We start from the raw sequence: 25,507 nt of genomic DNA on the forward strand, positions 1-25,507 counted from the left end.
GGGTCGCTATTGTGTGCCGCATGGCTGCTGACCTCGTGCCCATCCGCCTGAGCCTGTCCGAAGGCGACCGCTACACGCTGTGGGCGCCCCGCTGGCGCGACTCCGGCGACGAGTGGGAGGCGTTCCTCGGCAAGGACGAAGACCTCTACGTTTTCGACAGCGTGGCCGACCTGACCGCCTTCGTCCGCGGCAACGACGACAACGATCTGGTCGACCACCCGGCGTGGGCGGACATCACCGAGGCCAACGCGCACAAGCTGGACCCGGCCGACGACAAGCGGTTCGACCTGGTCGCCGTGGAGGAACTGGTCGCCGAAAAGCCCACCGAGGAGTCGGTGGCCGCGCTGGCCGGGACACTGGCGATCGTGTCGTCCATCGGGTCGGTGTGCGAGTTGCCGGCGATCTCGAAGTTCTTCAACGGCAACCCGACCCTGGGCACCGTCTCCGGTGGCATCGATCACTTCACCGGCAGGGCGGGCCAGAAGCGGTGGGACGCCATCGCCGAGATCATCGGCCGCAGCTGGGACGACGTGCTGAAGGCCATCGACGACGTGGTCAGCACACCCGACGTGGACGAGAAGCTGTCGAAGCAGGCTGAAGAGGAACTCGACGAGGAACTCGAGGAAGAAGACGAGCCCGAGGAGACGGACGAGTCGGACGAGGGCGCCGAGGAGGCCGCTGAGGAAGCCGACGAGGACGACGAGGACGACGAGGACGACGAGGACAAGGACGAAGACGAAGACGAAGACGAAGTCGAGGACGAGCGTGCCGAGGGCGACACCGTCGTGCTGGGCAGCGACGAGGACTTCTGGGCGCAGGTCGGCATCGACCCGGTCCGGATCATGACTGGGGCCGGCACGTTCTACACGCTGCGCTGCTACCTCGACGACCGGCCGATCTTCCTGGGCCGCAACGGGCGCATCAGCGTATTCAGCTCAGAGCGGGCGCTGGCCCGCTACCTTGCCGATGAGCACGACCACGACCTGTCGGACCTGGCGACCTACGACGACATCCGCACCGCGGCCACCGACGGCTCGCTCAAGATCGATATCACCGACGAGAACGTCTACGTGCTCAGCGGGCTGGCCGACGACTTCGCCGACGGGCCGGAGGCGGTGGATCGGGAACAGCTCGAACTCGCCGTCGAACTGCTGCGCGACATCGGTGACTACTCCGAAGAGAGCACTGTCGACAAGGCCCTGGACAAGGGCAAGCCGCTGGGCAAACTGATCGCCTACGTGCTCGAGCCCGATTCGGAAAGCAAGCCGGCCGGGCCGTACGCCACGGCGGTCCGGGCGTGGGAGAAGTTGGAATCGTTCGTGGAGTCGCGGCTGAGGCGCGAATAGCGCCGAGAGCCGGCGACGACGTTCAGCGTGAGCGTCGCGGCTAAGGCGCGAATAGCGCCGTAAAGCCCAGCGGTTTAAGTAGTCGACTACGCAAGACAACCCGTAGCGTCCGGCGTCACGATAATCCCGTGATCGTCACACCTGAGTCGATTGTCCAGGCGGCAACGGATCTGACTGCCATCGACACCACCATCCACGCGGCCCGGCTGCAAGCCGCGGCCCCGACGCGCACGTTGCTGCCGGCGGCGGCCGACGAGGTGTCGGCGGGTATCACAAACTTGTTTGCTCAGCACGCCGAGGATTTTCAGAAGGTGGCTGCTCAGGCATCGGAGTATCACGACCAATTCGTGCACACGATGACCGCGGCAGCCGGCTCCTACGCCGGTGCCGAAGCGGTCAACACCAATTCGCTGCTGCAGGTGCCCTTAGAGATCGTCGGCCGGTTGGTCGACAGCGGCCTCACCTCGTACTATCAATTTTCGGCGTGGATCGCCTCCTTGCCGCAGCCTTTTTCGCAGATACTCGGCGCGATGCTCGGTCTGCCGGTTCTCATAGTGATGGCTCCGTTCGCCTTGTTCTTCACAATCTTCCTCATCGCATCGTTCGCTTTACTTGCGTACAACGGAGTGTCGATATTCCCGCCCTACAACTTGTGAAGTCTCGAGACGGTGACGGTCCTAACACGACTGGGTAGCTCATTCGAGCACTGCTTGCCGCCGGCACCTCGCCCCTGCTTCCATGGTCGCCATGTCCGCGGTCGTCGCCGTGCCGGATCTGCTTGCCCAGGCCGCAACGCAGGTGACGTCCATTGGCGGGGTGCTCGAATCAGCGAGCGGGACGGCGGCGGCATCAACGCAGGCGCTGCCTCCCGCGGCCGCGGACGAGGTCTCCGCCGCCGTCGCACAGCTGTTCTCACGCTTCGGCCAGGACTATCAGTACGCCGCGGATCAGGCCGCGGCGTATTCCCAACAGTTCGTCCAACACCTCACCGCGGCGGCGAACAGCTACGCCAGCGTGGAAGCCGCCAACGTGTCGGTGCTGGCGCCCGCCGCCGCCGGCATCCCCACCCTGGATCAGATCTTCTCGTCATTGGTCAGCACGGTGACGGGGCTGTTCTGGCAAACGCTGTCGTATCTCTACTATCTCGGCTTCCTGTTGCTCATCCCGATCTACGCAGCGCTGGCCTTGTGGCTGCCGGTCGCATTCCTGGGTTCACTTTTCGGGCTTACCTAGATATCGGCCGCGCAGGCCGCAAAAATAGCGTCCCAGTCCTCGATATCGAAGTGGTCCTTGCCCGCCGACCAGTGCAGATCCACGTGGGGAATCGCGCGTTCAAGGTAACGGCCCATAGCGTGCGGGATAAATGAGTCGCAGTCGCCCTGCCAAATGTGGGTAGGCACCGCGATCTCTTCCACCCGGAATGTCCAAGGCTGATAGTCGAGAAACGACTCATAGGCACCGCCCCGGCCACCCTGCCGGAAGGCTTCGAGCTGAGATGCGCGGAACTGCCGCGCGAAGAGGTCGTCCCGCAACTTTCGACGCTCTGGGTCGGGAACCCACGCCGTCAGAAGCCGGCAGAACAAACCCGGCCAGTACTTTGCGCACCAGCCCAGCGGCACGAATGCGGCGTCGAAAGGCCAGGATCCCAGCCGCGCAAGACCGCGATAAACACGGTCCTGCGGGCTCAAGGCACCGACGATCTCCGGCGTCGCCAGTGGACCCCAAGGTCCAAACGCGCCGATGAATCGAAGCCGCGTCGGCGGTATCAGGGCACCGCAGGCGAACAGGTGCGGCCCGGCTCCGGAATGCCCGACGACACCGAATTGGTCCACGCCCAATGCGTCGGCCAGCTCGCAGACGTCGGCCGGCCAATCGGAGAATGCGCGACCCGGCTGAAAGGTCGACCGCCCGAATCCGGGGCGGTCGGCCGCAATCAGCCGGAACCCGTTCCGCTTGGCTGCACCGTCGGCGAACACACCCTCCAGTCGGGAGCTCGGCGTGCCGTGGAAGTAGAACGTGGGATATCCGGTGGCGTCGCCCCACTCCTGGTAGGCCAACGTGCGGCCGTCGGGCAGAAGATGGAGTTGCGCCTCGTCGGTGCGGATGCGGTCGGGAAGCACACCGTGATGCTATTCAGAGACGGTCCATGGCGCGGGACATGCTCGAGGACTCGAGGAACGCGTAGCGCCTCGGCTGGGTCTGACGCCTGGCGGCGCGCTTCTGACTCGGGCCTTCACCGTCCAGGCCGAGGATGGCGATGGCGCGGGTGCGGATCTTGCTCATGGGTATTTCCCTTCGGTTGTGGGGGTCGAGAAGTTCGATGGACCAACTGTCGCCCGTTAGGCCGTCCGCGGGCATCGTCCGAAATACGTAAAGCCGGACAGGGGCGGGTCGTAGATTTCGCGGGCCCGCGGATCATCTCTACGTACTTCCGCTTAGATCCCTTGCTTGAAGTGGGTGAACGCTGGCTAGCATGAGCGAGATCCACCCCTCTTTGCTGAGGGCCAAAGGGAGCGTGAGCGCGTGTTGCTGACCGGGACAGTGACGCTGCTGGTAGCCGGCATCCAGGGCGCGGCCGGGAGGCCGATCCCGACTGACTCGGGAACGCCCGAATTCATGCTGCTGGACCGCCTCCTTTCTGAAGCCGCCGCCACCCACGGCGGTGTCCGGGTCCAGCCCGACGGGCATTTCGATGGCGAGAGTTTCGTGATCGCTTTCGGGGGTGCCGGAGCCGCGCTGGCATGCGCGCTGCAATTGCAGTTGACGCGACTCGACCCCATTCGGTTGCCCATCGGCTTACACACCGGCGATGTGCGCCTCAGCGACGACGCCACGAGCTACGTCGGCACCACGATCACTCGTGCGAGCCGGTTGTGTGCCCTGGCGCACGGCGGGCAGACTTTGCTCTCGGCCACCACCGCCGACGTCGTGGCCGACCAGTTGCCGGCCAAGACCTGGCTGAGCGACTGCGGCGCACATCAGCTACGGGACCTGGCGCGCCCGGAACAGGTACACCAGCTGTGCCACCCCGAGTTGCAGAACGAGTTCCCACCGCTGTGCACGACACACGGCGGCGTGGCAGCAGCTCTGCCGGTCCACCTGACCAATTTCGTGGGCCGCCGCCGCGAGATCGCCGAGGTGACCGAGATCCTCCGCGACAACCGGCTGGTGACGCTGATCGGCGGGGGCGGTATCGGGAAGAGCAGACTTGCCGTTCGGGTCGCAACCCAGCTAAGGCCTGTGTTTCCGGACGGCTTGTACTACGTCGACCTCGAGCCAGTCACCAGCGCCGACTTCGCACCGGCGGCCGTGACCCGGGCGCTGGGAGTCGCGGACAAGCCTGGTCGCTCGGTGGACGAAGCGGTACTACGTCACCTTGGCCAGCGCCGTGTGCTGATCGTGCTCGACAACTGCGAGCATCTGCTGGACAGCGCCGCCCGGCGGATCGGCGCACTACTGCGATCCTGCCCCGGCGTGACAATGCTGGCCACCAGTCGTGAGCCACTCGCGGTGGCCGGCGAGGTGACCTGGCGGGTGCCGGCGCTGTGCTACGAGGACGATGCGATCGCCTTCTTCGTCGACCGCGCCCGTTCGGCCCGGCCGAATTTCGGGATCGCCGATGACAACGCGAACCTGGTGAGCGAGATCTGCCGACGGTTAGACGGGATGCCACTAGGCATCGAGCTTGCGGCCGCGCGGGTTCGCTCGCTGTCGCTGCCGGAAATCAGGGCGGGCCTGGACGACAAGATCCGGCTGCTCACCGGCGGCGCCCGCACGGGGCTGCGCCGCCACCAGACTCTGCGCGCATCCATCGCGTGGTCGCACGAATTACTGAGCGAGTCAGAGCAAGTGCTGTTCCGGAGGTTGGGGGTGTTTGTCGGGCCCTTCGGACTCGATGCGGCACACGCGGTTGTCGGCTTCGGGGACATGCCGCGCTATCAGGTGCTCGACGGCCTGTCATCGCTGGTCGACAAGTCGTTGGTGGCGGCGGACAGTTCACCCGGCGGCACGCGTTATCGGCGGTTCGAGGGAATCGGTGAGTTCGCGATGGAGCGATTGGCCGAGGCCGGGGAAGTCGAAACCACGCGCAGGCGTCACGCCACGCACTACCTGGCCATGGCGGCGGTGCTGGACAGTCCCGGCCGTAACGACTACCTACAACTGCTGGACGGCATCGAGACCGAGATCGACAACCTGCGCGCCGCCCTGGCCTGGTATCGGGACAACTCTGGATTCGAATCGGCGTTGATGATGGCGTCGTCGCTGCAGCAGCTGTGGCTTGTCCGGGGGCACATCTCCGAGGGTCGCGACTGGTTCGAATCGCTTGTCGCACAGGCAGAGAGTGACGGCGTCGAAATCGATGCCGCGGTGTGGGCGCGAGCACTGGCCGACAAGGCCGTACTCAAGATGTTCATCGACGCGACCCCCAGCATCGAGGATGCCCAGCAAGCGCTGAAGCTCGCCCGCGACGTTGGCGACCCGGCACTGACCGCCCGTGCTCTCACCGCCTGCGGTCTGACCGCCGGTTTCAACTATCAGACGCAGACGGTCCAGCACTACTTCGCCGAGGCGGCCCAGCTTGCCCGTGCTCTGGGTGATCGCTGGCGGCTCAGCCAGATCCTCAGTTGGCAGAGCAGCGCCGCGATAGTAGCCGGGGACGCGAACGCAGCGCATGCTCTTGGCCGCGAAGGGCGTGACCTCTGCGACCTGATCGGTGACCGCATCGGCTCGCGTCAGTGCCGGTTGGCGGTGGCCTACGCGCAGCTGTGGCGGGGCGACCTGGCCGGCGCGGTCGCGCAGTTCGGTGCGCTGGTCGAGGACGGGCCCGACGCGGATGTTTTCACCTCGCTAGGTCTCAAGGGCCTGGGCGATGCGCTCGCCTACCAGGGCGACGTGAGTGCCGCGCGCGCGGCCAGTGCGGCCGCCATCGAAAGTGCCACCGGCGAATACTTTGTGGGACTTGGCTATTCGACGCTGGCTCTGACCGCGCTCGCCGACGGTGACGTCGGCACGGCGCGAGAGGCGGACGAAAAAGTCTGGCAAAATTTCAATGTCCAACCCCAGTCCGCCAATTTCTGGCGTGCCTTCAAGGCTCAGGTCCAGCTCGCGAGCGGAGACACCGCCGGCGCGCGGCAATCTGTCGAGGAAGGTGTGGAATCGGCGTCGGGCTGGCACCGGTCCCTGGCGCTGACCACCCGGTGCCGCATCGCGATCGCGCAGAAGGAGCCCGGACAAGCGAGGCGCGACGCATACGACGCGCTCTCGTGTGCCGCCGAAGTCGGTGCCCACGGTGGTGTTCCGGACGTCCTGGAATGCCTGGCGTGCCTGGCCGTCGACGACGGCAACTATCGCGAGGCCGCCCGGTTGTTCGGTGCGGCTGAGGCGCACCGAGTTCGCACGGGCTCGGTACGTCTCAAGGTTTACGACGGCAACTACGACGCGTCTGTGAACGTCCTGCGCTCGGCGATGAGCGACAACGAGATGGCGGCCGCCTGGGCTGAGGGCGCCGCCCTCTCCACTGCCGATGCGATAACCCACGCGCAACGCAACCGGGTTGAACGCAGACGCGCAACCAGTGGCTGGCCGTCTCTGACTCGGGCGGAACTCGACGTGGTGCGCCTTGTGGGCGAAGGACTTTCGAACCGGGACATCGCCGAACGGCTGTTTGTTTCACCGCGCACGGTGCAGACCCACCTCACCCACGTCTACACGAAACTCGGGTTCAACTCGCGAGTGCAACTCGCGCAGGAGGCCGTCCGGCGCGCCTGACGCCGTCATCTGCCCCTCCAATATCACCAAGTCCTTATCGCTCTTGCCGGCGATCATTCAATTCCGCTGAATTCGCACTGTCGGGGGGTGAGAGGTAGCTGGCAACGGCGGTACCGGCGGTACCGGGGGGTTGCTGGCAGCCAATGGCGGCGCTGGCGCGCCCGGCGGCATCGACGGTTGCGTCGGCGGTATCGGTGGAGTCGGCGGGTCCTGCGGGCTGCTCATGGGCCTGACGGGCGGCGGCGGGGGCAACGGCTACGGTGGCGCCGGCGGCCAGGCCCGGCATATTCAGCGCCGGCGGAGTGGGCGGCACGGGGTGGCATGCCACCGTTGGCCCGGCGCCTGCCCAGGGCCTCGCGGTGCCAACGGCACAGCGAGCGCAGCCGGTGTCACGGGGCGCGGGGTCAGGACTGCCACGAGCCGCGGGACCTCGCGACACTGACACCACACACACGACACGCCGAAAAACGTGTACCTGCATTCAAAGTCGAAAGAGCGCGGCGCGCGCCGATCCGACACCTACCCGATCAGCACCGCATACCGCGGCTTGATCACCTCGTCGATTATGGCCAGCCGCTCGTCGAAGTGGATGAACGCCGACTTCATCGCGTTGATCGTGAAGCGCTGCAGATCGGTCCAGCCGTAGCCGAACGCCTCCACCAGCCGGTGCATCTCCTGACTCATCGTGGTGTCGCTCATCAGCCGGTTGTCGGTGTTGACGGTCACCCGAAAACGACTGCGCGCCAACAGATCGAACGGATGCTCGGCGATGCTGGCCACCGCGCCGGTCTGCACGTTGGAGCTCGGGCACAACTCCAGCGGAACTCGCTTGTCCCGCACGATCGCCGCGAGCCGGCCCAACGTCACGTCACCGTCCGGGTCGACCTGGATGTCGTCGACGATGCGCACCCCGTGACCCAGCCGGTCGGCGCCACAGAACGCGATCGCCTCGTGAATGGACGGCAGGCCGAACGCCTCACCCGCGTGAATTGTGAAGCGCGCGTTGTGGTCCCGCATGTATTCGAAGGCATCGAGGTGCCGGGTGGGCGGGTACCCGGCCTCGGCGCCGGCGATGTCGAATCCGACCACACCCTTGTCGCGGAACCTGACCGCCAGCTCGGCGATCTCCCGCGACATCGCCGCATGCCGCATCGCGGTGACCAGGCAGCGCACCTTGATCGGGGTGCCCGCTGCCGAGCACGCCTGCTCCCCCGCGGCGAATCCGGCCAGCACCGCGTCGACGACGTCGTCGAACGACAGCCCGCGGTTGATGTGCAACTCGGGGGCGAACCGGATTTCGGCGTACACCACCGCGTCCGCGGCCAGATCCTCCACACATTCGTAGGCGACCCGGTACAGCGCTTCCGGCGTCTGCATCACCGCCACGGTGTGCGAGAACGGCTCGAGGTAGCGCTCCAGAGAACCGCTGTGCGAGCGGGTACGGAACCACGTCGCCAACTCCTCGGCATCAGTCGCCGGCAACTCGTCGTAACCCACCTCGCCGGCGATCTCCAGCACGGTGGACGGGCGCAGTCCGCCGTCCAGGTGGTCGTGCAGCAGCGCCTTGGGCGCCTGCTGAATCTGTTCGAGGCTCAGGTTCATCGCGTGATCCGATCGATAATCAACGGCCTGCGCGCGGGCGCGTCGTCTCCCACGGTGAAGGCACCGTCCAATTCCGCCAGCGCGGGACTCAGACGCTCCGGTGTCTCGGTGTAGAGCGTGAACAACACCTCGCCCGCTGCGACCGGCTCCCCCGGACGCCGATGGATCGTGATGCCCGCCCCGTGCTGCACCCGCGCCCCCGGCCGGGATCTGCCCGCTCCGAGGCGCCATGCCGCCAGCCCCACTGCCATCGCGTCGATGTCGCCCATTGTGCCGCCCCGGGCGGCCGTCACGGTTTCCGAATACCCACCAATCGGCAACGGTTTCGACAAATCACCGCCCTGGGCGGCCACCAGCCGGGCGAACCGGTCCATCGCGGTGCCGTCGTGCAACGTCTGCGCCGGGTCGACACCGTCGACCCCGGCCAGCTCCAGCATCTCCGCGGCCAACCGCAGGGTCAGCTCCACCACGTCGGACGGCCCGCCGCCGGCCAGCACCTCGAGCGACTCCTGCACCTCCACCGAGTTGCCGACGGCCCGGCCCAGCGGGCACTCCATGTCGGTGAGCAGCGCGCGGGTCGGCACCCCGTGCGCGATGCCCAGCTCGACCATGGTGTGCGCCAGCTCGCGGGAGCGCGCTTCCGGCTTGAGATATGCACCCGAGCCGACCTTGACGTCGAGCACCAACGCTCCGGCGCCCTCGGCCAGCTTCTTGCTCATGATCGAACTCGCGATCAACGGCAGCGACTCGACGGTGCCGGTGATGTCGCGCAGCGCGTACAGCTTGGCGTCGGCCGGCGCCAGCTCACCGGCCGCGAAGATGGCGGCGCCGACGTCGCAAAGTTGTTCGCGCAGCCGCTGGTTGGACAGGTTCGCACTGAAGCCCGGGATGGATTCCAGCTTGTCCAGGGTGCCGCCGGCGTGGCCCAGTCCGCGCCCGGCCGCCTGCGGAACCGCGGCGCCGCAGGCCGCGACGACGGGCACCACGGGCAGCGTGATCTTGTCGCCGACTCCACCGGTGGAGTGCTTGTCGACGGTCGGCAGACCGAGGTCGGTGAAATCCATTCGCGGACCCGAGGCCAGCATGGCCGCGGTCCACCGGGCGATCTCGTCACGGTCCATCCCGCGCAGGAAGATCGCCATCAACAGGGCCGACATCTGCTCGGGCGCAACCGTGCCCTCGGTGTACGCGTCGATCACCCAATCGATCGCGGCGTCAGACAGCCGGCCGCCGTCCCGCTTGGTGCGGATCACGGTGGGCGCATCGAATGCGTTGTCAGTCAACGAGATTCCCGAAAAAGGTCATGGGGACCGAAGGCGTCGGGCAGCAACTCACCGAGTGATCGCGCCCCGCCGGGATGGTCGATCAACATCTCCGGGCCGCCGTGTTCGAGCAGCACCTGACGGCATCTGCCGCACGGCATCAGCGGCGCACCGCCGGAGTCCACGCACGCGAGCGCCAGCAACCGGCCGCCACCGCCGGCGTGCAATGCGCACACGACACCGCACTCGGCGCACAGACCAAGTCCATATGAGACATTTTCCACATTGCATCCGGTCACGATCCGACCGTCATCGACCAGGGCCGCCGCACCAACCGGGAACCGCGAATACGGCGCGTAGGCGTCAGCCGAAGCAGCGATTGCCTTGTCCCGCAGCACATTCCAATCAACTTCAGCCATTCGCATCCCCGCCCGCAGTTGAGCTGACCCGACCAGCCCACCCTAGCCCGCCGCGCAAGACAGGACGCGGATCACATCGTGGCGCTACCGCGGGCAACCTCCGCCGAGCTAAGCTCGCGATTACCGGTTTATGCGTTTGATCAGCCGGTTTCCCAACGGCGTGAATGAGGTGAGTATTCAGGTGGTCTCGAAGACGGCAACCACGGATCCGCCGGTTTCGGAATCGACACGCAAGCGCAAGCCACCGCGGACTCTTTATCGCGGCGACCCCGGCATGTGGGCGTGGGTGTTGCACCGCATCAGCGGGGCCACCATCTTCTTCTTCCTGTTCGTCCACGTCCTGGACTCGGCGGTGCTGCGGGTCAGCCCACAGGCCTACAACACGGTGCTGGCGGACTACAAGACGCCCATCGTCGGACTCATGGAGTACGGACTGGTGGCCGCCGTGGGCTTCCACGCGCTCAACGGGATCAGGGTCATCCTGATCGACTTCTGGTCCGAGGGCCCCCGCTACCAGCGGCGGATGTTGTGGATCGTCGCCGTGACGTTCCTGATCATGCTGGTGATGGCCGGCGTGGTGACCGGTATCCACATGTGGGAGCACTTCAAATGAGCAGCCCCGACCTGCAACTCGGACCCGGTCAGACCGCACCGGTGCAGCAGCGCGCCTACTACCGGCCGGCCAGCCTGGACAACCCTCGTTCGCCGCGCCGCCGTGCCGGCATCCCGAACTTCGAGAAGTTCGCCTGGCTGTTCATGCGGTTCTCCGGCATCGCGCTGGTCTTCCTGGCCATCGGCCACCTGTTCATCATGCTGATGTGGGACAACGGCGTGTACCGCATCGACTTCAACTACGTGGCGCAGCGGTGGGCCTCGCCGTTCTGGCAGGTGTGGGACCTGCTGCTGCTATGGCTGGCACAGCTGCACGGCGGCAACGGGATTCGCACCATCATCGATGACTACAGCCGCAAGAACATCACCCGATTCTGGCTGAACGCGCTGCTGACGGTGTCGATGGTGTTCACGCTGATGCTCGGGACTTACGTGTTGATGACGTTCAACCCCAACGTTTCGTAACAGACCTTGTTGAAAGGTGAGCGGTGATCGAACAACACCGATATGACGTGGTGATCGTCGGCGCCGGCGGTGCCGGGATGCGCGCCGCCGTGGAAGCCGGTCCGAGGGTGCGCACGGCGGTGCTCACCAAGCTCTATCCGACCCGCAGCCACACCGGCGCGGCACAGGGCGGCATGTGCGCCGCACTGGCCAACGTCGAAGAGGACAACTGGGAGTGGCACACGTTCGACACCGTCAAGGGCGGCGACTATCTCGCCGACCAGGACGCCGTGGAGATCATGTGCAAGGAGGCGATCGACGCCGTCCTCGATCTGGAGAAGATGGGGATGCCGTTCAACCGGACCCCCGAGGGCCGCATCGACCAGCGCCGGTTCGGCGGCCATACCCGCGACCACGGCAAGGCTCCGGTGCGCCGGGCCTGTTACGCGGCCGACCGCACCGGCCACATGATCCTGCAGACGCTGTACCAGAACTGCGTCAAGCACGACGTGCAGTTCTTCAACGAGTTCTACGCGCTGGACCTGGCTCTCACCCAGACCCCGACCGGCCCGGTGGCCACCGGGGTAGTGGCCTATGAATTGGCCACCGGCGCCATCCACGTCTTCCACGCCAAGGCGATCGTGCTGGCCACCGGCGGCTCCGGCCGGATGTACAAGACCACCTCCAACGCGCACACACTGACCGGTGACGGCATCGGCATCGTGTTCCGCAAGGGACTTCCCTTGGAGGACATGGAGTTTCACCAGTTTCACCCGACCGGGCTGGCCGGGCTGGGGATCCTGATCTCCGAGGCGGTGCGCGGTGAGGGCGGCCGGCTGCTCAACGCCGACGGCGAACGCTTCATGGAGCGCTACGCTCCGACGATCGTCGACCTGGCGCCGCGCGACATCGTCGCCCGCTCGATGGTGCTCGAGGTGCTGGAGGGCCGCGGCGCCGGACCCAACAAGGACTACGTCTACATCGACGTCCGCCACCTCGGAGAGGACGTGCTGGAGGCCAAGCTCCCCGACATCACCGAGTTCGCCCGCACCTACCTGGGGGTGGACCCGGTGCACGAGCTGGTGCCGGTCTACCCGACCTGTCACTACGTCATGGGCGGCATCCCGACGACGGTCACCGGACAGGTGTTGCGCGACAACACCAATACGGTGCCGGGACTGTTCGCCGCCGGCGAGTGCGCGTGCGTCTCGGTGCACGGCGCCAACCGGCTGGGCACCAACTCGTTGCTGGACATCAACGTCTTCGGACGCCGCGCCGGCATCGCCGCGGCGAATTACGCCGAGGGCCACGACTTCGCCGACATGCCGCCGGACCCCGCCGCGATGGTGGTCGGCTGGGTGCGCGACATCCTGTCCGAGCACGGCAACGAACGCGTCGCCGACATCCGCAGCGCCCTGCAGCAGTCGATGGACAACAATGCCGCGGTGTTCCGCACCGAGGAGACGCTGAAGCAGGCGCTCACCGACATCCACGCCCTCAAGGAGCGGTACTCCCGAATCACCGTGCACGACAAAGGGAAACGGTTCAACAGCGACCTGCTGGAGGCTATCGAGCTGGGCTTCCTGCTGGAGTTGGCCGAGGTCACCGTGGTCGGCGCGCTCAACCGCAAGGAGTCCCGCGGCGGCCACGCCCGTGAGGACTACCCGAACCGCGACGACGTCAACTACATGCGCCACACGATGGCCTATAAGGAGGGCACCCACCTGCTCAGCGATATCAGGCTGGACTTCAAACCCGTCGTGCAGACCCGCTACGAGCCGAAGGAGCGGAAGTACTGATGAGCGTGGACACGGAGGTCGAAAACCCGGGGACCCAGGACCCGCCACTGCCCCCCGTTCCGGAGGGGGCGGTGATGGTCACCCTCAAGATCGCCCGGTTCAACCCGGATGACCCGGACAAGTACGCGGCCACCGGCGGCTGGCAGAGCTTCCGGGTGCCGTGTCTGCCCAGCGACCGGTTGCTGAACCTGCTGCTCTACATCAAGGGCTATCTGGACGGGACGCTGACCTTCCGGCGCTCCTGCGCGCACGGCGTGTGCGGTTCCGACGCGATGCGCATCAACGGTCTGAACCGGTTGGCGTGCAAGGTGCTGATGCGTGATCTGCTGCCCAAGAAGCCGGGCAAGCAGCTGACCATCACGGTCGAGCCGATCCGCGGGCTGCCCGTGGAAAAAGACCTCGTGGTCGACATGGAGCCGTTCTTCGACGCGTACCGGGCCATCAAGCCCTACCTGATCACCACCGGCAATCCGCCTACGCGCGAACGCATTCAGAGCCCCACCGACCGCGCCCGCTACGACGACACCACCAAGTGCATCCTGTGCGCCTGCTGCACCACGAGCTGCCCGGTGTTCTGGTACGAGGGCAGTTACTTCGGCCCGGCGGCGATCGTGAATGCGCACCGGTTCATCTTCGACAGCCGCGACGAGGCCGCCGCACAACGCCTCGACATCCTCAACGAGGTGGACGGGGTGTGGCGCTGCCGCACCACGTTCAACTGCACCGAGGGCTGCCCACGCGGGATCCAGGTGACCAAGGCCATCCAGGAAGTCAAGCGGGCGGTGATGTTCTCCCGCTAGCGCTGCGGCAATTTCAGCACGCGATTGTTCCCGGTGTCGACGACGTAGACATTTCCGGCAGAGTCCACCGCGACTCCTTGCGGGCCCTTGAGTCCGTTGAACGGCAACGTGATCGACGTGGAGGTGTCCTTGGTGAGCTTGACGACGCGATTGGCCTGGCTGTCTGTCACGTAGAGGTCGCCGACGTCGTCGACCGCGACGAAATCCGGATGGCCGACCGCGTACGGCAACACAGTGGCCACCGATCCCGTCCAAGGCAGCCTCAGCACCCGCTCGTTCTCCCGGTCGATGACGAACAGGCCACCGTCGGCGCCTACGGCAACTCCAGCGGGATCGTTGAGCCCGGTGAAGGGCAGTTCCCGCTGACTGGAATTAACCCCGCCCAGTGCCAGTACTCTGTCGTGCCCCGAGTCGGCGACGACGATCCGGTCGGTGCCGGATTTGCGGGTGTAGATGGCCACGCCAGCGGGCCCCGCCAGGTCGGTCAGCGGCAGCACGGTCGGGCTGGTCGTTCCCGCGGCGAGTTCGAGCACCCGGTTGTTCCCCGGCTCGGCGACGGCAAGATTGCCCTGCTCGTCGACGGCTATTCCGCCCGGATGGTTCAGGCCGGCGAACGGTTCGACGGTCTGGGTGGTGGAGCGTGCGGCGAGTTTCACCACCCGGTTGTTGCCGGTGTCGGTGACGAGGACGTTGCCGTTGGCGTCGACCGCGACCCCGAGCGGCCCGTCGAGCCCGGTGAACGGCAGGACGACCTGGGTCTGTGCGGTCTCCGACCGGAACGGAAATCTGTTGGTGAACGCCAGGAATGCGATGCCGGCGACGAGCGCGACCACGACCGCGGCAGCACCGAACCCAAGGGTGCGACGGCGGCTGCGCGTCGGGGATGGGACCGTGCGGGCATCCTGCGTCGAATGGAGTACGTCGGGGACCTGGGCCGGCGCCGCGGGTTTGGTGGCGAGGGCCGCGCGGGCGGCGACGGCCAGTTCCGGCGCGGACTGGTATCGGTCATCGGGGTCCTTCGCCATGCCGCGCGCGATCACCTCGTCGAACCCGGCGGGCATCGCCGGGTCGGAGCTGCTGGGCCTGGGTGGGTCGCCGAACAGATGCGCGGCGGTCAGCCCCTCTATCCCGGCGCCGCTGAATGGCGGGCGCGCGGTCAGGCACTCGTAGAGGACGCAGGCCAGCGAGTAGACATCGGCCCGAGCGTCGGCGATGGTGCCGGCCTTGAACCGCTCCGGAGCCATGTACGCCGGACTTCCGGGGGCGATGTCGGTGCGCGTCAGGCGGGCCGCGGATGCTTCGTGCACGAGCCCGAAATCGATCAGATACACGAATTCTTCGCCGACCATCAGCAGGTTCGACGGTTTGACATCGCGATGCACCAGCCCGGCCTTGTGTGCCGAATCCAGCGCCACGGCAACCTGTTCGACCACGCGCACCGCCTGCTGCGGACTCATCGGCCCGGCATGGTCGAGAACGTGGTGCAGGTCGACGCCGTCGACGATCGGCATCACCAGATACAGGCGCCCGTCGATCTCACCGGCCTCGTAGATCGGGATGATGTGCGGATTGGCCAGCCGGCCCGCGGCATATGCCTCGCGCCGGAAACGCTCCTGGTAGCCGGGCTCCGCGGCCAGCTCCGGTCGCAGGACCTTGACGGCCACGTCGCGGCCCAACAAGGTGTCGTGCGCCCGATAGACCGAGCCCATACCGCCGGCGCCGAGCAACTCGAACAGCCGGTACCGCCCGAACTCCGTGTCCCCGGCCGTCTTCGTCACCACGGGCGCCAGAGCCGCTCGGGCCGCGACGGCCAACTCGCCAGCGGTGGGATGGCACTCGTCTGGATCCTCGGCCATGCCGCGCGCGATCACGTCGTCGAATCCGGCAGGAAGGACGGTGTTGTGGGCGGTGCCGGGCGGCTGCCCGGTCAGGCACTGATGGAGGACGCGGGCCAGGGCGCGGATGTCTTCGCGCGGGTCACCCGGGCTCGAACTGTCCACGGTGGCAGCGAAATCCAGCAGATAGACGAACTCGCCGCCCACCACGAAGGTGTTCGCCGCGCTGACGTCACCGTGCGTCAGCCCGCAGCTGTGGCCGGCCTCCAGCGCCGCGGCAACCTGCTCGATCACCCGCACGGCCAGCTCCGGGCTCATCGGCCCGTCGCGCTGCAAGATGGTCTGCAGGTCGACGCCGTCGACAACGGGCATCACCAGGTAGAGACGGCCGTCGATTTCTCCGGCCTCGTAGACCGGGATGATGTTCGGATTGTTCAGGCGCGCAGCGGCAGCCACCTCCTGCCGAAACCGGTCCTGGTACGCCGGCTCGGCGGGAACCATCTTGATGGCCACGTCGCGGGTCATCATCGTGTCCAGGGCCCGGTAGACCGTGCCGGTGCCGCCCCAGCGGAGCACCTCGAGCAGCCGGTAGCGCCCGAAGACTTCGCCTTCCACGTCCCCCGTCACCGAGCCTCCTCCGAAGCGTTTCTGGATGCTATCAACGCAGGTATGCAAAGAACCCCCGCTCTCGCCAGGCACTTCTACGACCGCTTCGAGCCGATCCATGCGCTGACCTATTTCGCGCCCGAGGCTCGAGCGGCGCTGGACGCATTGGGTTATCGCGGATTCTGGATGGGGTACTTCGCTGCGCGTTCGGCACCGCTGGGCGCCGTGCCGCCGGAGGTCGTGACCGCGGTGTTCTACAACTTCGCGCACGCGCGGGTGGCCAGGTCGCTGCCGGCCGCATGGCAGATCGCCGGGCCGGATCGCGCGTTACGCGCCCGCCAGGACTCGGCCGTCGCGGCCCTACACCGATGCGGCGTCACTGAAGACGAAAACCTCTGTACAGCAGCAGAATTGGCTATGCGCGCGGCACGGGAGGCGCCGGTCGGCGGGCGGGCGCTGTTCGCGGCCAACGTCGCGCTGCCGGTGCCGTCGGACCCGGTCGCCGCGCTGTGGCATGCGACGACGCTGCTGCGGGAGCACCGCGGCGACGGGCACGTCGCGGCGCTGGTGGCGGCCGGGATCTCGGGGCGCGAATCGAACGTCTTTCATACCGCGGCGAGCGCGGTGTCCGAGGAGTTCATGAAGCGTTCCCGTCATTACGACGACGCCGAGTGGGAGGCCTGCCGCCAGAGCCTCGCCGACCGTGGCCTGCTGGACGGCGGTGGCGCATTGACGCCGCAGGGCCGCGACCTCAAGGAAGAGATCGAGACCACTACCGACGCACTGTCGTTGCGTGCGTTCGATGCTCTCGACGACGACGAAGTGCAGGCGTTGTTCAGCGCGCTGACTCCGGTCGCGCGGACGGTGATCGCCGCGGGCGACGTGCCCGCCGCCACACCCATGAGTGCCCGCCTCGACTTCTAGCGTTGAAGTCGGCGTCCGGTGCCAGGGTCGCGCCTTCCTTGGATGCCGCGTAGGCGGCCACGAGACTGTCGATCACGCCGTTCCAGGACTCCTCGTCCACGCACAGGCGGCTCGCGGTGAGTACCAGCCGGTCTGGCGTGCCGGGCAGCAGCGACACCGCGAACAATCGCCCGGTGCGCATGTCGTAGCTGGCGCGCTGCCTGGCGATCACCTCCGACACCGTGACGCCGGGAGGTTCCACGGCCCAGCTCCAGCTACCGCCGGGGCGCGACAGCCAACGGTCGCGGCTGGGTTCGAAGACCGCGCCGAGCACCGGGTTGGCTTCGAAGACCGCGTCCACGGCGGCGCGGATGCCCGGCTGATCCAGCCGCGGGTCGGCAATCAGCACCTCCTCATGGGCCCAGTCCTCGAGTTCGGTCAGCTGCGGAAATTCGGTAATGGCCCAGTACGACGACGATGCGTGCTCCACCTGCCCAGAGTCGACCGCCGCGCTTGGAGAATTCTTGGCGGATTCTTGGAGGCCCTGTCACAGGTTGGCCGACTGTCTCGTCTGGAAGGTATGACACAGAAAACCCGTATCGAACCCTTGCCTCCGAAGCGCGCCGGCCTGTTGGTGCGCACCATGTACCGAATCGCCAGGCGCCGCTTCGGCGAGGTGCCCGAGCCCTTCACCGTCGCCGCGCATCATCCGCGGTTGCTGGTCGCCAATGCCGTGCACGAGACGATGCTGCAACGCGCGTCGCAGACCCTGCCGGCCAGCGTGCGCGAGCTGGCGGTGTTCTGGACCGCGCGGACCGTCGGCTGTTCGTGGTGCGTGGACTTCGGGGAGATGTTGCAGCGGCTGGACGGCCTGGACATCGACCGGCTCAAGGACATCGACGGTTATGCGACCTCGCCGCTGTTCTCCGACGACGAGCGCGCCGCGATCGCCTACGCGGACGCCATGACCACCGACCCGCATGCGGTGACCGACGAGCAGGTCGAGGATCTGCGCGCCCGCTTCGGCGACGCCGGAGTGATCGAGCTGACCTATCAGATCGGCGTCGAGAACATGCGGGCCCGGATGTATTCGGCGCTGGGCATCACCGAGCAGGGCTTCAACTCCGGGGATGCGTGCCGGGTGCCCTGGGCTGACGCGCCCGGTGCGTGATCACTGATGGTGCGGTCCCATCATGCCGGGGCCCATCATGCCCTGCATCATCGCGGGCATGCCGTCGCGCACGAACCCACTGACTTCACGGGCGTGTGCGCGAATCGTCTCCACGAGTGTGGGGTCATCAGCCGTCTCCTCGGCGACCACACCCGTTGGGATGTAAGTGAGTTGGCGCCGGTATCCGCCGGCACTGCGAAACAGCGTCGGCAGGGTCGGGCTCATGCACATCACCTCGGCGCCCTGACCCAGCCGGCTGTACATGTCGGAGACGTGCGCCTGCAACTGCGCGACCAGGTCGGGGGAACGTGACTCCGTGGTAGTGCGCACGCCGCCCGGTACCTCGTCCACCGTGCGGGTGATCTCGCTGTGCCGGGCGAACATGTCCCGATAGACAGCCATGTCGGCCGCACCCATCCCACCGGGACCATTGGTGAGCCGCACCTGCGGCGCCGGCGGTCCGGCCAGGCCGCGCAGGACAGCGCCGACCGCACCGCCGGCGGCCAGCGCTCCGAACACGGCGAGAGCCGCGCGGCGATTCATCAGGGGCATCGTGACCTCACTCAACAGCCACCGACCACTGCGCCAATGGTCTCCCCGACGACCTCAGCGCGGTAGGGCCTTTGGGCCCACGGCATGCGAATCGTTCAATTTCTGAACTAAATCTGCGACGACCTCGTACATTTGGCATCAGTCCTGAGTGTCGGGCCACCGGGGAAGGGGAGCCGCCGATGTCGTCGTACGTGATCGCAGTGCCGGAGGCGTTTGCCCTGGCGTCGGGAGAATTGACCGGAATCCGCGCGGCGATCGAAGACGCCGCCGCGGCGGCCGCACCCTCGACGACGGGCATTGCCGCCGCGGCCGCCGACGAGGTGTCGGCGGCCATCGCCACCTTCTTCGGCAGCTACGCCGACGAGTTGCAGGCGCTGACCGCACGGACGACGACACAGTTCCAATCCGCTTTCGAGCGTGCGGTGAGTGCCGCGGGAGCCGCCTACGCCGCCGCCGAGGCCGCAAACGCGGGGCCGTTGCAGGGGTTGCTGCAACAGCTCGGCAGCGCGTTGTCCACCAGTCCGCTGTTCAACGGCACGGGTGCCGCGACGGTGGGAGCGCTGCTCAACTTCGCGACAGATTCCGTGGGCCTGGGCAAATTCATCAATTTCCCCTCCACGTTGCCCGTCACAGGCACGGGTGGAGTGACCGGCGTCCGGGTCGGCTTCTCGTTCGTGAAAATCCCGATCGGGCCGACGTCGTTCCTGGGCTTCCCGATTCCCCAGTTCAACTACCCCGCTCCGGCGTTGTGGTACTTCCCGACACAGGCGAGCGGAGCGGTGAACGCCAACGGCACGGTGTATTTCTCGCACGGCTTCGGCGCGTTCGGGTGGTTGTACCAGCCGCTTGCCATCGAATTGGCAGGTCAGACCAACAGCGTCGTCGTGACTCCGACCGTGCCGTCGATTCCGTTGCCGCTGGGCCTGTGGATCGGCAGCCCAGAGATGCAACAGGGCGTGGCGTCGTTGTTCCAGGGTCCCCAGACGGCCCTGAACATCAGCGCGCAACGCGCGGGATTCGTCGGCACGCTGCCGCAGGACTTCATCCTGTCCGGCCACTCCGCCGGGGGTGGCCTCACTTCGATCGCGGCCGGCAACTACCTGGCGAATCTGGGTGGTGGCACCAACCATCTCAAGGGCGTGGTGATGTTCGACGGCGTCGCCAACAACAACGCGGTATTCGCAGGCGCGATCAACCAACTGCAGGCGGCCAATGTTCCGATCTACACCGTGGCGGCGCCGCCTCAGTCGTGGAATGCCTTCGGAAACACCACAAATCAGTTGACCAGCCTGTACCCGGGGCAATTCGTCGGCGCCGAGATCGCGGGCGGCTCCCATGTCGACTCGATGCTGGGCCGTGGACCGCTGATCGACTTGGCTTTGCAGGTGATCACCCAGTTCTCCCCGCCCGGCGCCACCGCGGCCGTATACACGCTGTCGACGGGCTGGATCAACGACATGTGGGCCGGGCTGGATCCGACCAGCCCCGATCACGTCGGGATCTACGGGCCCGCGCCCAGTTACGACTACGTGCCGCCCGGCGGTCAGTCGATCTCCCTGCCGCCGGCCACGGCGATCATCCTGCCGGTGTAATCCGCAGCGGCGACCCGGTGAACTTGTCGGGATTAGCGATGTCCCACAACGCAACCACCTTGCCGTCGCGCACGGTCATCGCCGTGATGCGCGGCGCCATCTCCCGGCGGCCTTCGGCAGCGGGGAATCCCGTCGTGTAGGCACCCAATTCGCCGTTCACCAGTGCCAGATGATTCGCGGTGTAGAACGCGTCGCCGTAGCGGCGGGCCAGGCCCATCATGAAGCGGACCACCTTGTCGGCGCCGTGAATGACCTGAACGGCGGTGGGCGCCTTGCCATTCGAATCACCGGTGAACGTCACGTCCGGATGCAGCAGGGACACGACGGTGTCGATGTCACCGGCGGCCATGGCGGCCATCAACCGGCCGACCACCTCGGCGTGCGCGGGATCGGGCTCCGGCGGCGGCGCCGCGGCGACCGCCTTGCGGGCCCGCGACGCCAGCTGGCGCGCGGACGCTTCGCTGATGCCGAGCACGTCGGCCACTTCGGCGAACGGCACGGCGAACCCGTCGTGCAGCACGAACGACACCCGCTGATCCGGGGTGAGCCGCTCCAGCACCACCATGGCCGCGAACCGGGCGTCCTCGGCGGACACCACGGCCGTCAACGGGTCGGCCGCGTGAGCGTCCGAGAAGCCCGTGACGACCGGCTCCGGCAGCCAGTTGCCGGTATAGGTCTCCCGCCGGTGCGCCGCCGAGCGCAACCTGTCCAGGCCCAGCCGGCTCACCACCGTGGTGAGCCAGGCTCGCAGGTCGTGGATGACGCCGTCCTGAGTGCTCCAGCGCAGCCAGGCTTCCTGCACGATGTCCTCGGCGTCGGCCACGGTTCCGGTGAGCCGGTAAGCGACCGACAGCAGATGCGGTCGCAGTGCCTCGAATTCATTCACCTGCGTGGTGGCGACCATAACCCCGAGGGTAACGCCGACTGTTATCGCAGCCGTTTTCACGAATAGATTCAACTGCTTCGCTAGAGTTCTGCCCACGGTCGATTCATGGCCACGACGATTCGGTGCGTGGAATCGCCCGGGCCGGGAAGGCCGGGGTGGGTGGGCAAATCACGACTGGCTCACGAGGCCGTGCTGGCGGCGACAGCGCGGAGATGGACCGTCGGGAGGTCGCGGTGCTGGTGGCGCGTGGGTTGTCGAATCACGAGATCGCCGCGCGGTGTCGCTGTCGGTGCGGACCGTCGAAAGCCACATCTACCGGGCGAGCAGTCAGGCAGGGGTCAGTGGCCGCGCCGCGCTGGCGGCGATGATGCGCAGCGTCGGCGAGGGTGTCCCTACCATCAAGTAGATGGACAACCTGTGGCTGCACTTCACCCGGCACGGCCCGGACTTCACCCCGCCGGTGATCACGCGCGGTGAAGGCGTCACCATCTTCGACGACCGTGGCAAGAGCTACCTCGACGCACTGTCCGGCCTGTTCGTGGTGCAGGTCGGGCACGGCCGTGCCGAACTCGCCGAAGTCGCGGCCCGGCAGGCGCAGACGCTGGCCTTCTTTCCGCTCTGGGGGTACGCGACGCCGTCGGCGATCGAACTCGCCGAACGCGTTGCCGGCTACGCGCCGGGTGATCTGAACCGGGTCTTCTTCACCACCGGCGGCACCGAAGCCGTCGAGACCGCCTGGAAAGTCGCCAAACAGTATTTCAAGCTGACCGGCAAACCCGGTAAGCACAAGGTGATTTCGCGCTCGATCGCCTATCACGGGACCACTCAGGGGGCACTCGCGATCACCGGCCTGCCGAAGTTCACGGCACCGTTCGAGCCGGTGACGCCGGGTGGCTTCCGGGTGCCCAACACGAACTTCTATCGCGCCCCCGAGCCCTACGGTGCCGATGCGAAGGCATTCGGCCAATGGGCCGCTGACCGCATCGCCGAGGCGATCGAGTTCGAGGGACCCGACACCGTCGCGGCGGTGTTCCTGGAACCGGTGCAGAACGCCGGCGGGTCCATTCCCCCGCCGCCGGGTTACTTCGAGCGGGTTCGGGAGATCTGCGACTCCTACGACGTGCTGTTGGTATCGGACGAGGTGATCTGTGCCTTCGGCCGCATCGGGTCAATGTTCGCGTGCAACGACTTCGGCTACGTGCCGGACATGATCACCTGCGCCAAAGGTCTGACGTCGGGCTACGCTCCGCTGGGCGCCATGATCGCCAGCGAGCGGCTGTTCGAGCCGTTCAACGACGGCAAGACCATGTTCCCGCACGGCTACACCTTCGGCGGGCACCCGGTGTCAACGGCGGTCGCGCTGGCCAACCTCGACATCTTCGAACGCGAAGGCCTCAACACCCACGTCAAGGAGTACTCCCCCGCGCTGCGCAGGACGCTGGAGAAGCTGTACGACCTGCCGATCGTCGGCGACGTCCGAGGCGAGGGTTTCTTCTTCGGCATCGAGCTGGTCAAGGACCGGGACACCAAGCAGACCTTCCCCGACGACGAACGCTCCGCGCTGCTCGGACGGGTGTCGGCGGCAATGTTCGAGGCCGGGTTGTACTGCCGCACTGACGATCGCGGCGATTCGGTCATCCAATTGGCGCCGCCGCTGATCAGCGGTCAGGCCGAGTTCGACACCATCGAATCGATCCTGCGCGGCGTGCTCACCGGGGTGAGCACCGGCTGACGCGTCCTCAGGCGTGCTCGCCGAACCGGATGAACAGGGCCAGAGCGATGGTGACCACCGCGGTTGCCGTACCGAAGTACAGGGTGTCCAGGGCGCCGGTCATCAGCATCCGTTCGACGAACTTGATCACCACGACCACCACCAGAACCTGGATGATCGGGCGCTTGAGGTCGCCGAGATTGCGCACCGTCAACCACTCCGGTAGGTGGAGGTCGGCGACGAAAAGCTCGAAGAGCCCGAGCGCGACGATGAGTTGCACCGTCGCCACCAGGAACAGGTCCACGACCTCCAGCAGGCTGATCACCGCGGAGTCTTGCCGCCACCCGCCGTGGGCCAGCATCACGATGAGTTCCACCGCACGCCCGGACGCCCACAGCAATGTGACCGCAGTCGTCACCGCCAGCCCGCACACGGCGATCACGATCAGGAAGCGGAGGTGCTCAAAGACCGATCGCACGCCCCACCCCTGACGCCGCGCTGCCCAGCCGGACCGGCAGGCGCTTGAGCGAGTTGTTCAGGTTCGATCGGATTCGCACCGGGTCGCCGTTCAGCTCGATCGTGGGGAATGCCGCCAGTAGCTCTTCGAAGAAGATCCGTCCCTCGAGTCTGGCCAGGTGGGCGCCGAGGCAGAAGTGGTTGCCCATCCCGAAGGACAGATGGGGATTGGGGTGGCGACGGATGTCGAAGGACTGCGGATTGTCGAACACGCTCTCATCGCGGTTGGCGGAGGTGTAGTACATCGCCACCTTGTCGCCGGCGTTGATGGGTGTTCCCGCCAGCACGGTGTCGACGACCGCGGTCCGCCGGAAGTAGTGCAGCGGGTTGTCGTAGCGGACGATCTCCTCGACGGCGCGCGGGATGAGCGACGGGTCGGACCGTAGCTCGGCGAGCTGGTCGGGATGCCGCAGTAGCGTGAGCAGTCCGGAGGAGAGGATGCCTTTGGTCGTGTCGTTGCCCGCGGTGACCAACTGCACGAAGAAGCCGCCGAACTCGGCGTCGGTCATCGGGCGTCCGCCGAAATCGCCGTGCAGGATTGCCGAGGTGAGATCGTCGGCCGGCGCGCACCGACGCCGCCGCGCCGCGAAATCGATTGCGTACTGCGCCATCTCGGCCCCACCCGCGCCCTCGCCATACCCCGGACCCGCAAGCTCCGGATCCTGACTGGCGGTGATGCGCTCGGCCAGCTGTTGCAGATACCGCCAATCCTGTTGGGGCAGGCCGAAATACTCGCCGATGACGTGGGTCGGCAGCGGCGCCGCCACATCGTGGACGAATTCGACATCGCCGCGGTCCCTGGCCTGCGCCATGATCGCGCCACAGATCTCGCGGACTCGCTCCTCCAGCCGGGCGATCGCGCGTGGCCGAAAGTGCGGCGACAACGGTGCGCGATGCGCGTGGTGTCGCGGCGGATCCATCGCCGCGAGCATGTTGCGCATCCTGGCCAGGCTCTCGGGCGCAGGGTTCTCGATGACGATGCCGCCAACATTGGCCGAGAAGATCTCCGGGTGGCGCGCGACCTCGACCACGTCGGCGTGCCGCAGCACGGCCCAGAAGCCCGGTTCGCCGTGCATCGGCTGCCAGTGCACCGGGTCGGTGCGCCGGAGCACGGCAAGTGCCTCGTGCGGTGCACCGTCGGCGAAGGCGTCCGGGTCGGCCAGGTCGACGAGGTGCGGGGCGGTCGGAGTACTCATCCCACAAGCACATTCGGCCGTGGGAGGCCGGCGGCCTCGCACCGCGCGAGGTAGGTCGCCAACGTACTGGGCCCGTCGTAGGCGCTTTCGACATTGCCGTCGGCGTCGAGGTTGAGGTTGGCACCGTAGATCTGGAACCACACGTGGGTGTCGTCCTCGAGGACCTGCAAAGTGTGGACCGATCCCGCGGGCTCGTAGAGGAACGAGCCGGCCCTGTTGACGTAGGAGTACTCCTGGTATTTCCAGGCTCCCGACGTGGTGTAGCCGTACACCGGCCCGGTGTGCTTGTGCCGCTGCACTTCATAGCCGGCCTGGAAGACGTTTTCGACGATCCACAGCCCCTCGTCCCGTCTCACCTGCAGGACCTTCAGCAGCGACCCGTCGCCGACGTCGACGTAGGGCAGTTCGTCGGCGCCGATATGAACGGCGTGCGGGACATCGACCAGCGTCATCGTGCGAGCCTCCGAATCAATGGTGGGACCGGCC

The 25,507-nt window shown here is 66.9% G+C and carries 24 protein-coding genes and 1 pseudogene; 13 read left to right on the forward strand and 12 right to left on the reverse strand.

What is annotated here, in order from left to right:
* Positions 1-20: 20 nt before the first annotated feature.
* The 3 genes from QXH22_RS07360 to QXH22_RS07370 all read left to right on the forward strand — a co-directional run bounded on the left by QXH22_RS07360 (position 21) and on the right by QXH22_RS07370 (position 2,579).
* Complete coding sequence (locus QXH22_RS07360; protein WP_306275244.1) at positions 21-1,346, forward strand: primosomal protein; 1,326 nt, start codon at positions 21-23, stop codon at positions 1,344-1,346.
* A 128-nt stretch (positions 1,347-1,474) separates the two neighbouring features.
* The gene (locus QXH22_RS07365) at positions 1,475-2,002 is read left to right on the forward strand and encodes a PE family protein (protein WP_306275245.1); all 528 of its coding nucleotides are present in this window, start codon (positions 1,475-1,477) and stop codon (positions 2,000-2,002) included.
* A gap of 91 nt (positions 2,003-2,093) precedes the next feature.
* Positions 2,094-2,579: a PE family protein gene (locus QXH22_RS07370; RefSeq protein WP_306242052.1), complete on the forward strand. Its 486-nt coding sequence runs from the start codon at positions 2,094-2,096 to the stop codon at positions 2,577-2,579.
* Here the strand turns inward: QXH22_RS07370 and QXH22_RS07375 are convergent.
* Positions 2,576-3,466, reverse strand: a complete 891-nt coding sequence (locus tag QXH22_RS07375) for an alpha/beta fold hydrolase (RefSeq protein ID WP_306242053.1) — start codon at positions 3,464-3,466, stop codon at positions 2,576-2,578. The two genes, QXH22_RS07370 and QXH22_RS07375, sit on opposite strands and share 4 nt — an antisense overlap.
* Before the next feature lie 13 nt (positions 3,467-3,479).
* Entirely contained in the window at positions 3,480-3,629 is a 150-nt protein-coding gene (locus QXH22_RS07380; protein ID WP_306242054.1) for a hypothetical protein, read from the reverse strand.
* 240 nt (positions 3,630-3,869) lie between these two features.
* Between QXH22_RS07380 and QXH22_RS07385 the strand changes: the two genes are divergently transcribed.
* Together QXH22_RS07385 and QXH22_RS07390 are read left to right on the forward strand one after the other, a co-directional pair.
* Entirely contained in the window at positions 3,870-7,115 is a 3,246-nt protein-coding gene (locus tag QXH22_RS07385; RefSeq protein WP_306275246.1) for a LuxR C-terminal-related transcriptional regulator, read from the forward strand.
* 130 nt (positions 7,116-7,245) lie between these two features.
* On the forward strand, positions 7,246-7,557 hold the full coding sequence (locus QXH22_RS07390; protein WP_306242056.1) for a hypothetical protein: 312 nt from the start codon (positions 7,246-7,248) through the stop codon (positions 7,555-7,557).
* A 77-nt stretch (positions 7,558-7,634) separates the two neighbouring features.
* On the opposite strand, the gene QXH22_RS07395 is transcribed toward QXH22_RS07390, so the two are convergent.
* The 3 genes from QXH22_RS07395 to QXH22_RS07405 are packed head-to-tail and all read right to left on the reverse strand — an operon-like array spanning position 7,635 to position 10,398.
* Positions 7,635-8,717, reverse strand: coding sequence for an adenosine deaminase (locus tag QXH22_RS07395; RefSeq protein ID WP_306275247.1), 1,083 nt, complete (start codon positions 8,715-8,717; stop codon positions 7,635-7,637).
* Entirely contained in the window at positions 8,714-10,000 is a 1,287-nt protein-coding gene (locus tag QXH22_RS07400) for a thymidine phosphorylase (protein ID WP_306242058.1), read from the reverse strand. Before QXH22_RS07400 ends, QXH22_RS07395 begins: the two co-directional genes overlap by 4 nt.
* The gene (locus QXH22_RS07405) at positions 9,997-10,398 is read right to left on the reverse strand and encodes a cytidine deaminase (RefSeq protein ID WP_306242059.1); all 402 of its coding nucleotides are present in this window, start codon (positions 10,396-10,398) and stop codon (positions 9,997-9,999) included. The genes QXH22_RS07400 and QXH22_RS07405 overlap by 4 nt, the downstream gene beginning before the upstream one ends.
* Before the next feature lie 274 nt (positions 10,399-10,672).
* Between QXH22_RS07405 and sdhC the strand changes: the two genes are divergently transcribed.
* From sdhC to QXH22_RS07425, 4 genes are read left to right on the forward strand one after another with little or no spacing between them, the layout of a single operon-like run.
* Positions 10,673-11,011, forward strand: coding sequence for a succinate dehydrogenase, cytochrome b556 subunit (gene sdhC / locus QXH22_RS07410; protein ID WP_306244400.1), 339 nt, complete (start codon positions 10,673-10,675; stop codon positions 11,009-11,011).
* Positions 11,008-11,475, forward strand: a complete 468-nt coding sequence (locus QXH22_RS07415) for a succinate dehydrogenase hydrophobic membrane anchor subunit (RefSeq protein ID WP_306242060.1) — start codon at positions 11,008-11,010, stop codon at positions 11,473-11,475. Before sdhC ends, QXH22_RS07415 begins: the two co-directional genes overlap by 4 nt.
* 23 nt (positions 11,476-11,498) lie before the next feature.
* The gene (gene sdhA, locus QXH22_RS07420; protein ID WP_306275248.1) at positions 11,499-13,253 is read left to right on the forward strand and encodes a succinate dehydrogenase flavoprotein subunit; all 1,755 of its coding nucleotides are present in this window, start codon (positions 11,499-11,501) and stop codon (positions 13,251-13,253) included.
* A complete protein-coding gene (locus QXH22_RS07425; RefSeq protein WP_306275249.1) occupies positions 13,253-14,053 on the forward strand; it encodes a succinate dehydrogenase iron-sulfur subunit in 801 nt (266 codons plus the stop codon). Before sdhA ends, QXH22_RS07425 begins: the two co-directional genes overlap by 1 nt.
* Here the strand turns inward: QXH22_RS07425 and QXH22_RS07430 are convergent.
* Positions 14,050-16,515, reverse strand: coding sequence for a serine/threonine-protein kinase PknD (locus tag QXH22_RS07430; protein WP_306275250.1), 2,466 nt, complete (start codon positions 16,513-16,515; stop codon positions 14,050-14,052). The genes QXH22_RS07425 and QXH22_RS07430 overlap by 4 nt on opposite strands.
* A 42-nt stretch (positions 16,516-16,557) precedes the next feature.
* Between QXH22_RS07430 and QXH22_RS07435 the strand changes: the two genes are divergently transcribed.
* The gene (locus QXH22_RS07435) at positions 16,558-17,418 is read left to right on the forward strand and encodes a hypothetical protein (RefSeq protein ID WP_306242064.1); all 861 of its coding nucleotides are present in this window, start codon (positions 16,558-16,560) and stop codon (positions 17,416-17,418) included.
* Here QXH22_RS07435 and QXH22_RS07440 read toward each other — a convergent pair.
* On the reverse strand, positions 17,330-17,887 hold the full coding sequence (locus QXH22_RS07440; RefSeq protein ID WP_371934163.1) for a hypothetical protein: 558 nt from the start codon (positions 17,885-17,887) through the stop codon (positions 17,330-17,332). The genes QXH22_RS07435 and QXH22_RS07440 overlap by 89 nt on opposite strands.
* A gap of 78 nt (positions 17,888-17,965) precedes the next feature.
* Between QXH22_RS07440 and QXH22_RS07445 the strand changes: the two are divergent.
* Positions 17,966-18,568: pseudogene (locus tag QXH22_RS07445) on the forward strand (carboxymuconolactone decarboxylase family protein); the annotation flags it as partial.
* Here the strand turns inward: QXH22_RS07445 and QXH22_RS07450 are convergent.
* On the reverse strand, positions 18,569-19,120 hold the full coding sequence (locus tag QXH22_RS07450) for a hypothetical protein (protein WP_306242065.1): 552 nt from the start codon (positions 19,118-19,120) through the stop codon (positions 18,569-18,571). It abuts the pseudogene before it with no gap.
* Between the two features lie 179 nt (positions 19,121-19,299).
* Between QXH22_RS07450 and QXH22_RS07455 the strand changes: the two genes are divergently transcribed.
* Positions 19,300-20,712, forward strand: a complete 1,413-nt coding sequence (locus QXH22_RS07455; RefSeq protein WP_306242066.1) for a PE domain-containing protein — start codon at positions 19,300-19,302, stop codon at positions 20,710-20,712.
* Here the strand turns inward: QXH22_RS07455 and QXH22_RS07460 are convergent.
* On the reverse strand, positions 20,696-21,616 hold the full coding sequence (locus tag QXH22_RS07460) for a sigma-70 family RNA polymerase sigma factor (protein ID WP_306242067.1): 921 nt from the start codon (positions 21,614-21,616) through the stop codon (positions 20,696-20,698). The genes QXH22_RS07455 and QXH22_RS07460 overlap by 17 nt on opposite strands.
* A 388-nt stretch (positions 21,617-22,004) precedes the next feature.
* Here QXH22_RS07460 and QXH22_RS07465 point away from each other — a divergent pair, with 388 nt between their 5' ends.
* The gene (locus tag QXH22_RS07465) at positions 22,005-23,330 is read left to right on the forward strand and encodes an aspartate aminotransferase family protein (protein WP_306275251.1); all 1,326 of its coding nucleotides are present in this window, start codon (positions 22,005-22,007) and stop codon (positions 23,328-23,330) included.
* 7 nt (positions 23,331-23,337) lie between these two features.
* On the opposite strand, the gene QXH22_RS07470 is transcribed toward QXH22_RS07465, so the two are convergent.
* Genes QXH22_RS07470 through QXH22_RS07480 form a run of 3 tightly spaced genes read right to left on the reverse strand, consistent with a single transcriptional unit; the run spans position 23,338 to position 25,473 of the window.
* Entirely contained in the window at positions 23,338-23,787 is a 450-nt protein-coding gene (locus QXH22_RS07470; protein WP_306242070.1) for a YqhA family protein, read from the reverse strand.
* On the reverse strand, positions 23,771-25,021 hold the full coding sequence (locus QXH22_RS07475; protein WP_306275253.1) for a cytochrome P450: 1,251 nt from the start codon (positions 25,019-25,021) through the stop codon (positions 23,771-23,773). Before QXH22_RS07475 ends, QXH22_RS07470 begins: the two co-directional genes overlap by 17 nt.
* A complete protein-coding gene (locus QXH22_RS07480) occupies positions 25,018-25,473 on the reverse strand; it encodes a 2,4'-dihydroxyacetophenone dioxygenase family protein (RefSeq protein ID WP_306242072.1) in 456 nt (151 codons plus the stop codon). Before QXH22_RS07480 ends, QXH22_RS07475 begins: the two co-directional genes overlap by 4 nt.
* Positions 25,474-25,507: the final 34 nt, after the last annotated feature.

Origin of the sequence: Mycobacterium sp. TY814, from assembly GCF_030755175.1 — a bacterium.
Lineage (GTDB): Bacteria > Actinomycetota > Actinomycetes > Mycobacteriales > Mycobacteriaceae > Mycobacterium.

What these genes read in the sequence shown, in the direction of transcription:
- QXH22_RS07360 (WP_306275244.1), top strand. Translation starts at nt 21, where the DNA reads ATGGCTGCTGACCTCGTGCCCATCCGCCTGAGCCTGTCCGAAGGCGAC.
- QXH22_RS07370 (WP_306242052.1), top strand. Translation starts at nt 2,094, where the DNA reads ATGTCCGCGGTCGTCGCCGTGCCGGATCTGCTTGCCCAGGCCGCAACG.
- QXH22_RS07380 (WP_306242054.1), bottom strand. Translation starts at nt 3,629, where the DNA reads ATGAGCAAGATCCGCACCCGCGCCATCGCCATCCTCGGCCTGGACGGT.
- QXH22_RS07395 (WP_306275247.1), bottom strand. Translation starts at nt 8,717, where the DNA reads ATGAACCTGAGCCTCGAACAGATTCAGCAGGCGCCCAAGGCGCTGCTG.
- QXH22_RS07405 (WP_306242059.1), bottom strand. Translation starts at nt 10,398, where the DNA reads ATGGCTGAAGTTGATTGGAATGTGCTGCGGGACAAGGCAATCGCTGCT.
- sdhC (WP_306244400.1), top strand. Translation starts at nt 10,673, where the DNA reads ATGTGGGCGTGGGTGTTGCACCGCATCAGCGGGGCCACCATCTTCTTC.
- QXH22_RS07415 (WP_306242060.1), top strand. Translation starts at nt 11,008, where the DNA reads ATGAGCAGCCCCGACCTGCAACTCGGACCCGGTCAGACCGCACCGGTG.
- QXH22_RS07425 (WP_306275249.1), top strand. Translation starts at nt 13,253, where the DNA reads ATGAGCGTGGACACGGAGGTCGAAAACCCGGGGACCCAGGACCCGCCA.
- QXH22_RS07435 (WP_306242064.1), top strand. Translation starts at nt 16,558, where the DNA reads ATGCAAAGAACCCCCGCTCTCGCCAGGCACTTCTACGACCGCTTCGAG.
- QXH22_RS07450 (WP_306242065.1), bottom strand. Translation starts at nt 19,120, where the DNA reads ATGCCCCTGATGAATCGCCGCGCGGCTCTCGCCGTGTTCGGAGCGCTG.
- QXH22_RS07455 (WP_306242066.1), top strand. Translation starts at nt 19,300, where the DNA reads ATGTCGTCGTACGTGATCGCAGTGCCGGAGGCGTTTGCCCTGGCGTCG.
- QXH22_RS07460 (WP_306242067.1), bottom strand. Translation starts at nt 21,616, where the DNA reads ATGGTCGCCACCACGCAGGTGAATGAATTCGAGGCACTGCGACCGCAT.
- QXH22_RS07465 (WP_306275251.1), top strand. Translation starts at nt 22,005, where the DNA reads ATGGACAACCTGTGGCTGCACTTCACCCGGCACGGCCCGGACTTCACC.
- QXH22_RS07475 (WP_306275253.1), bottom strand. Translation starts at nt 25,021, where the DNA reads ATGAGTACTCCGACCGCCCCGCACCTCGTCGACCTGGCCGACCCGGAC.
- QXH22_RS07480 (WP_306242072.1), bottom strand. Translation starts at nt 25,473, where the DNA reads ATGACGCTGGTCGATGTCCCGCACGCCGTTCATATCGGCGCCGACGAA.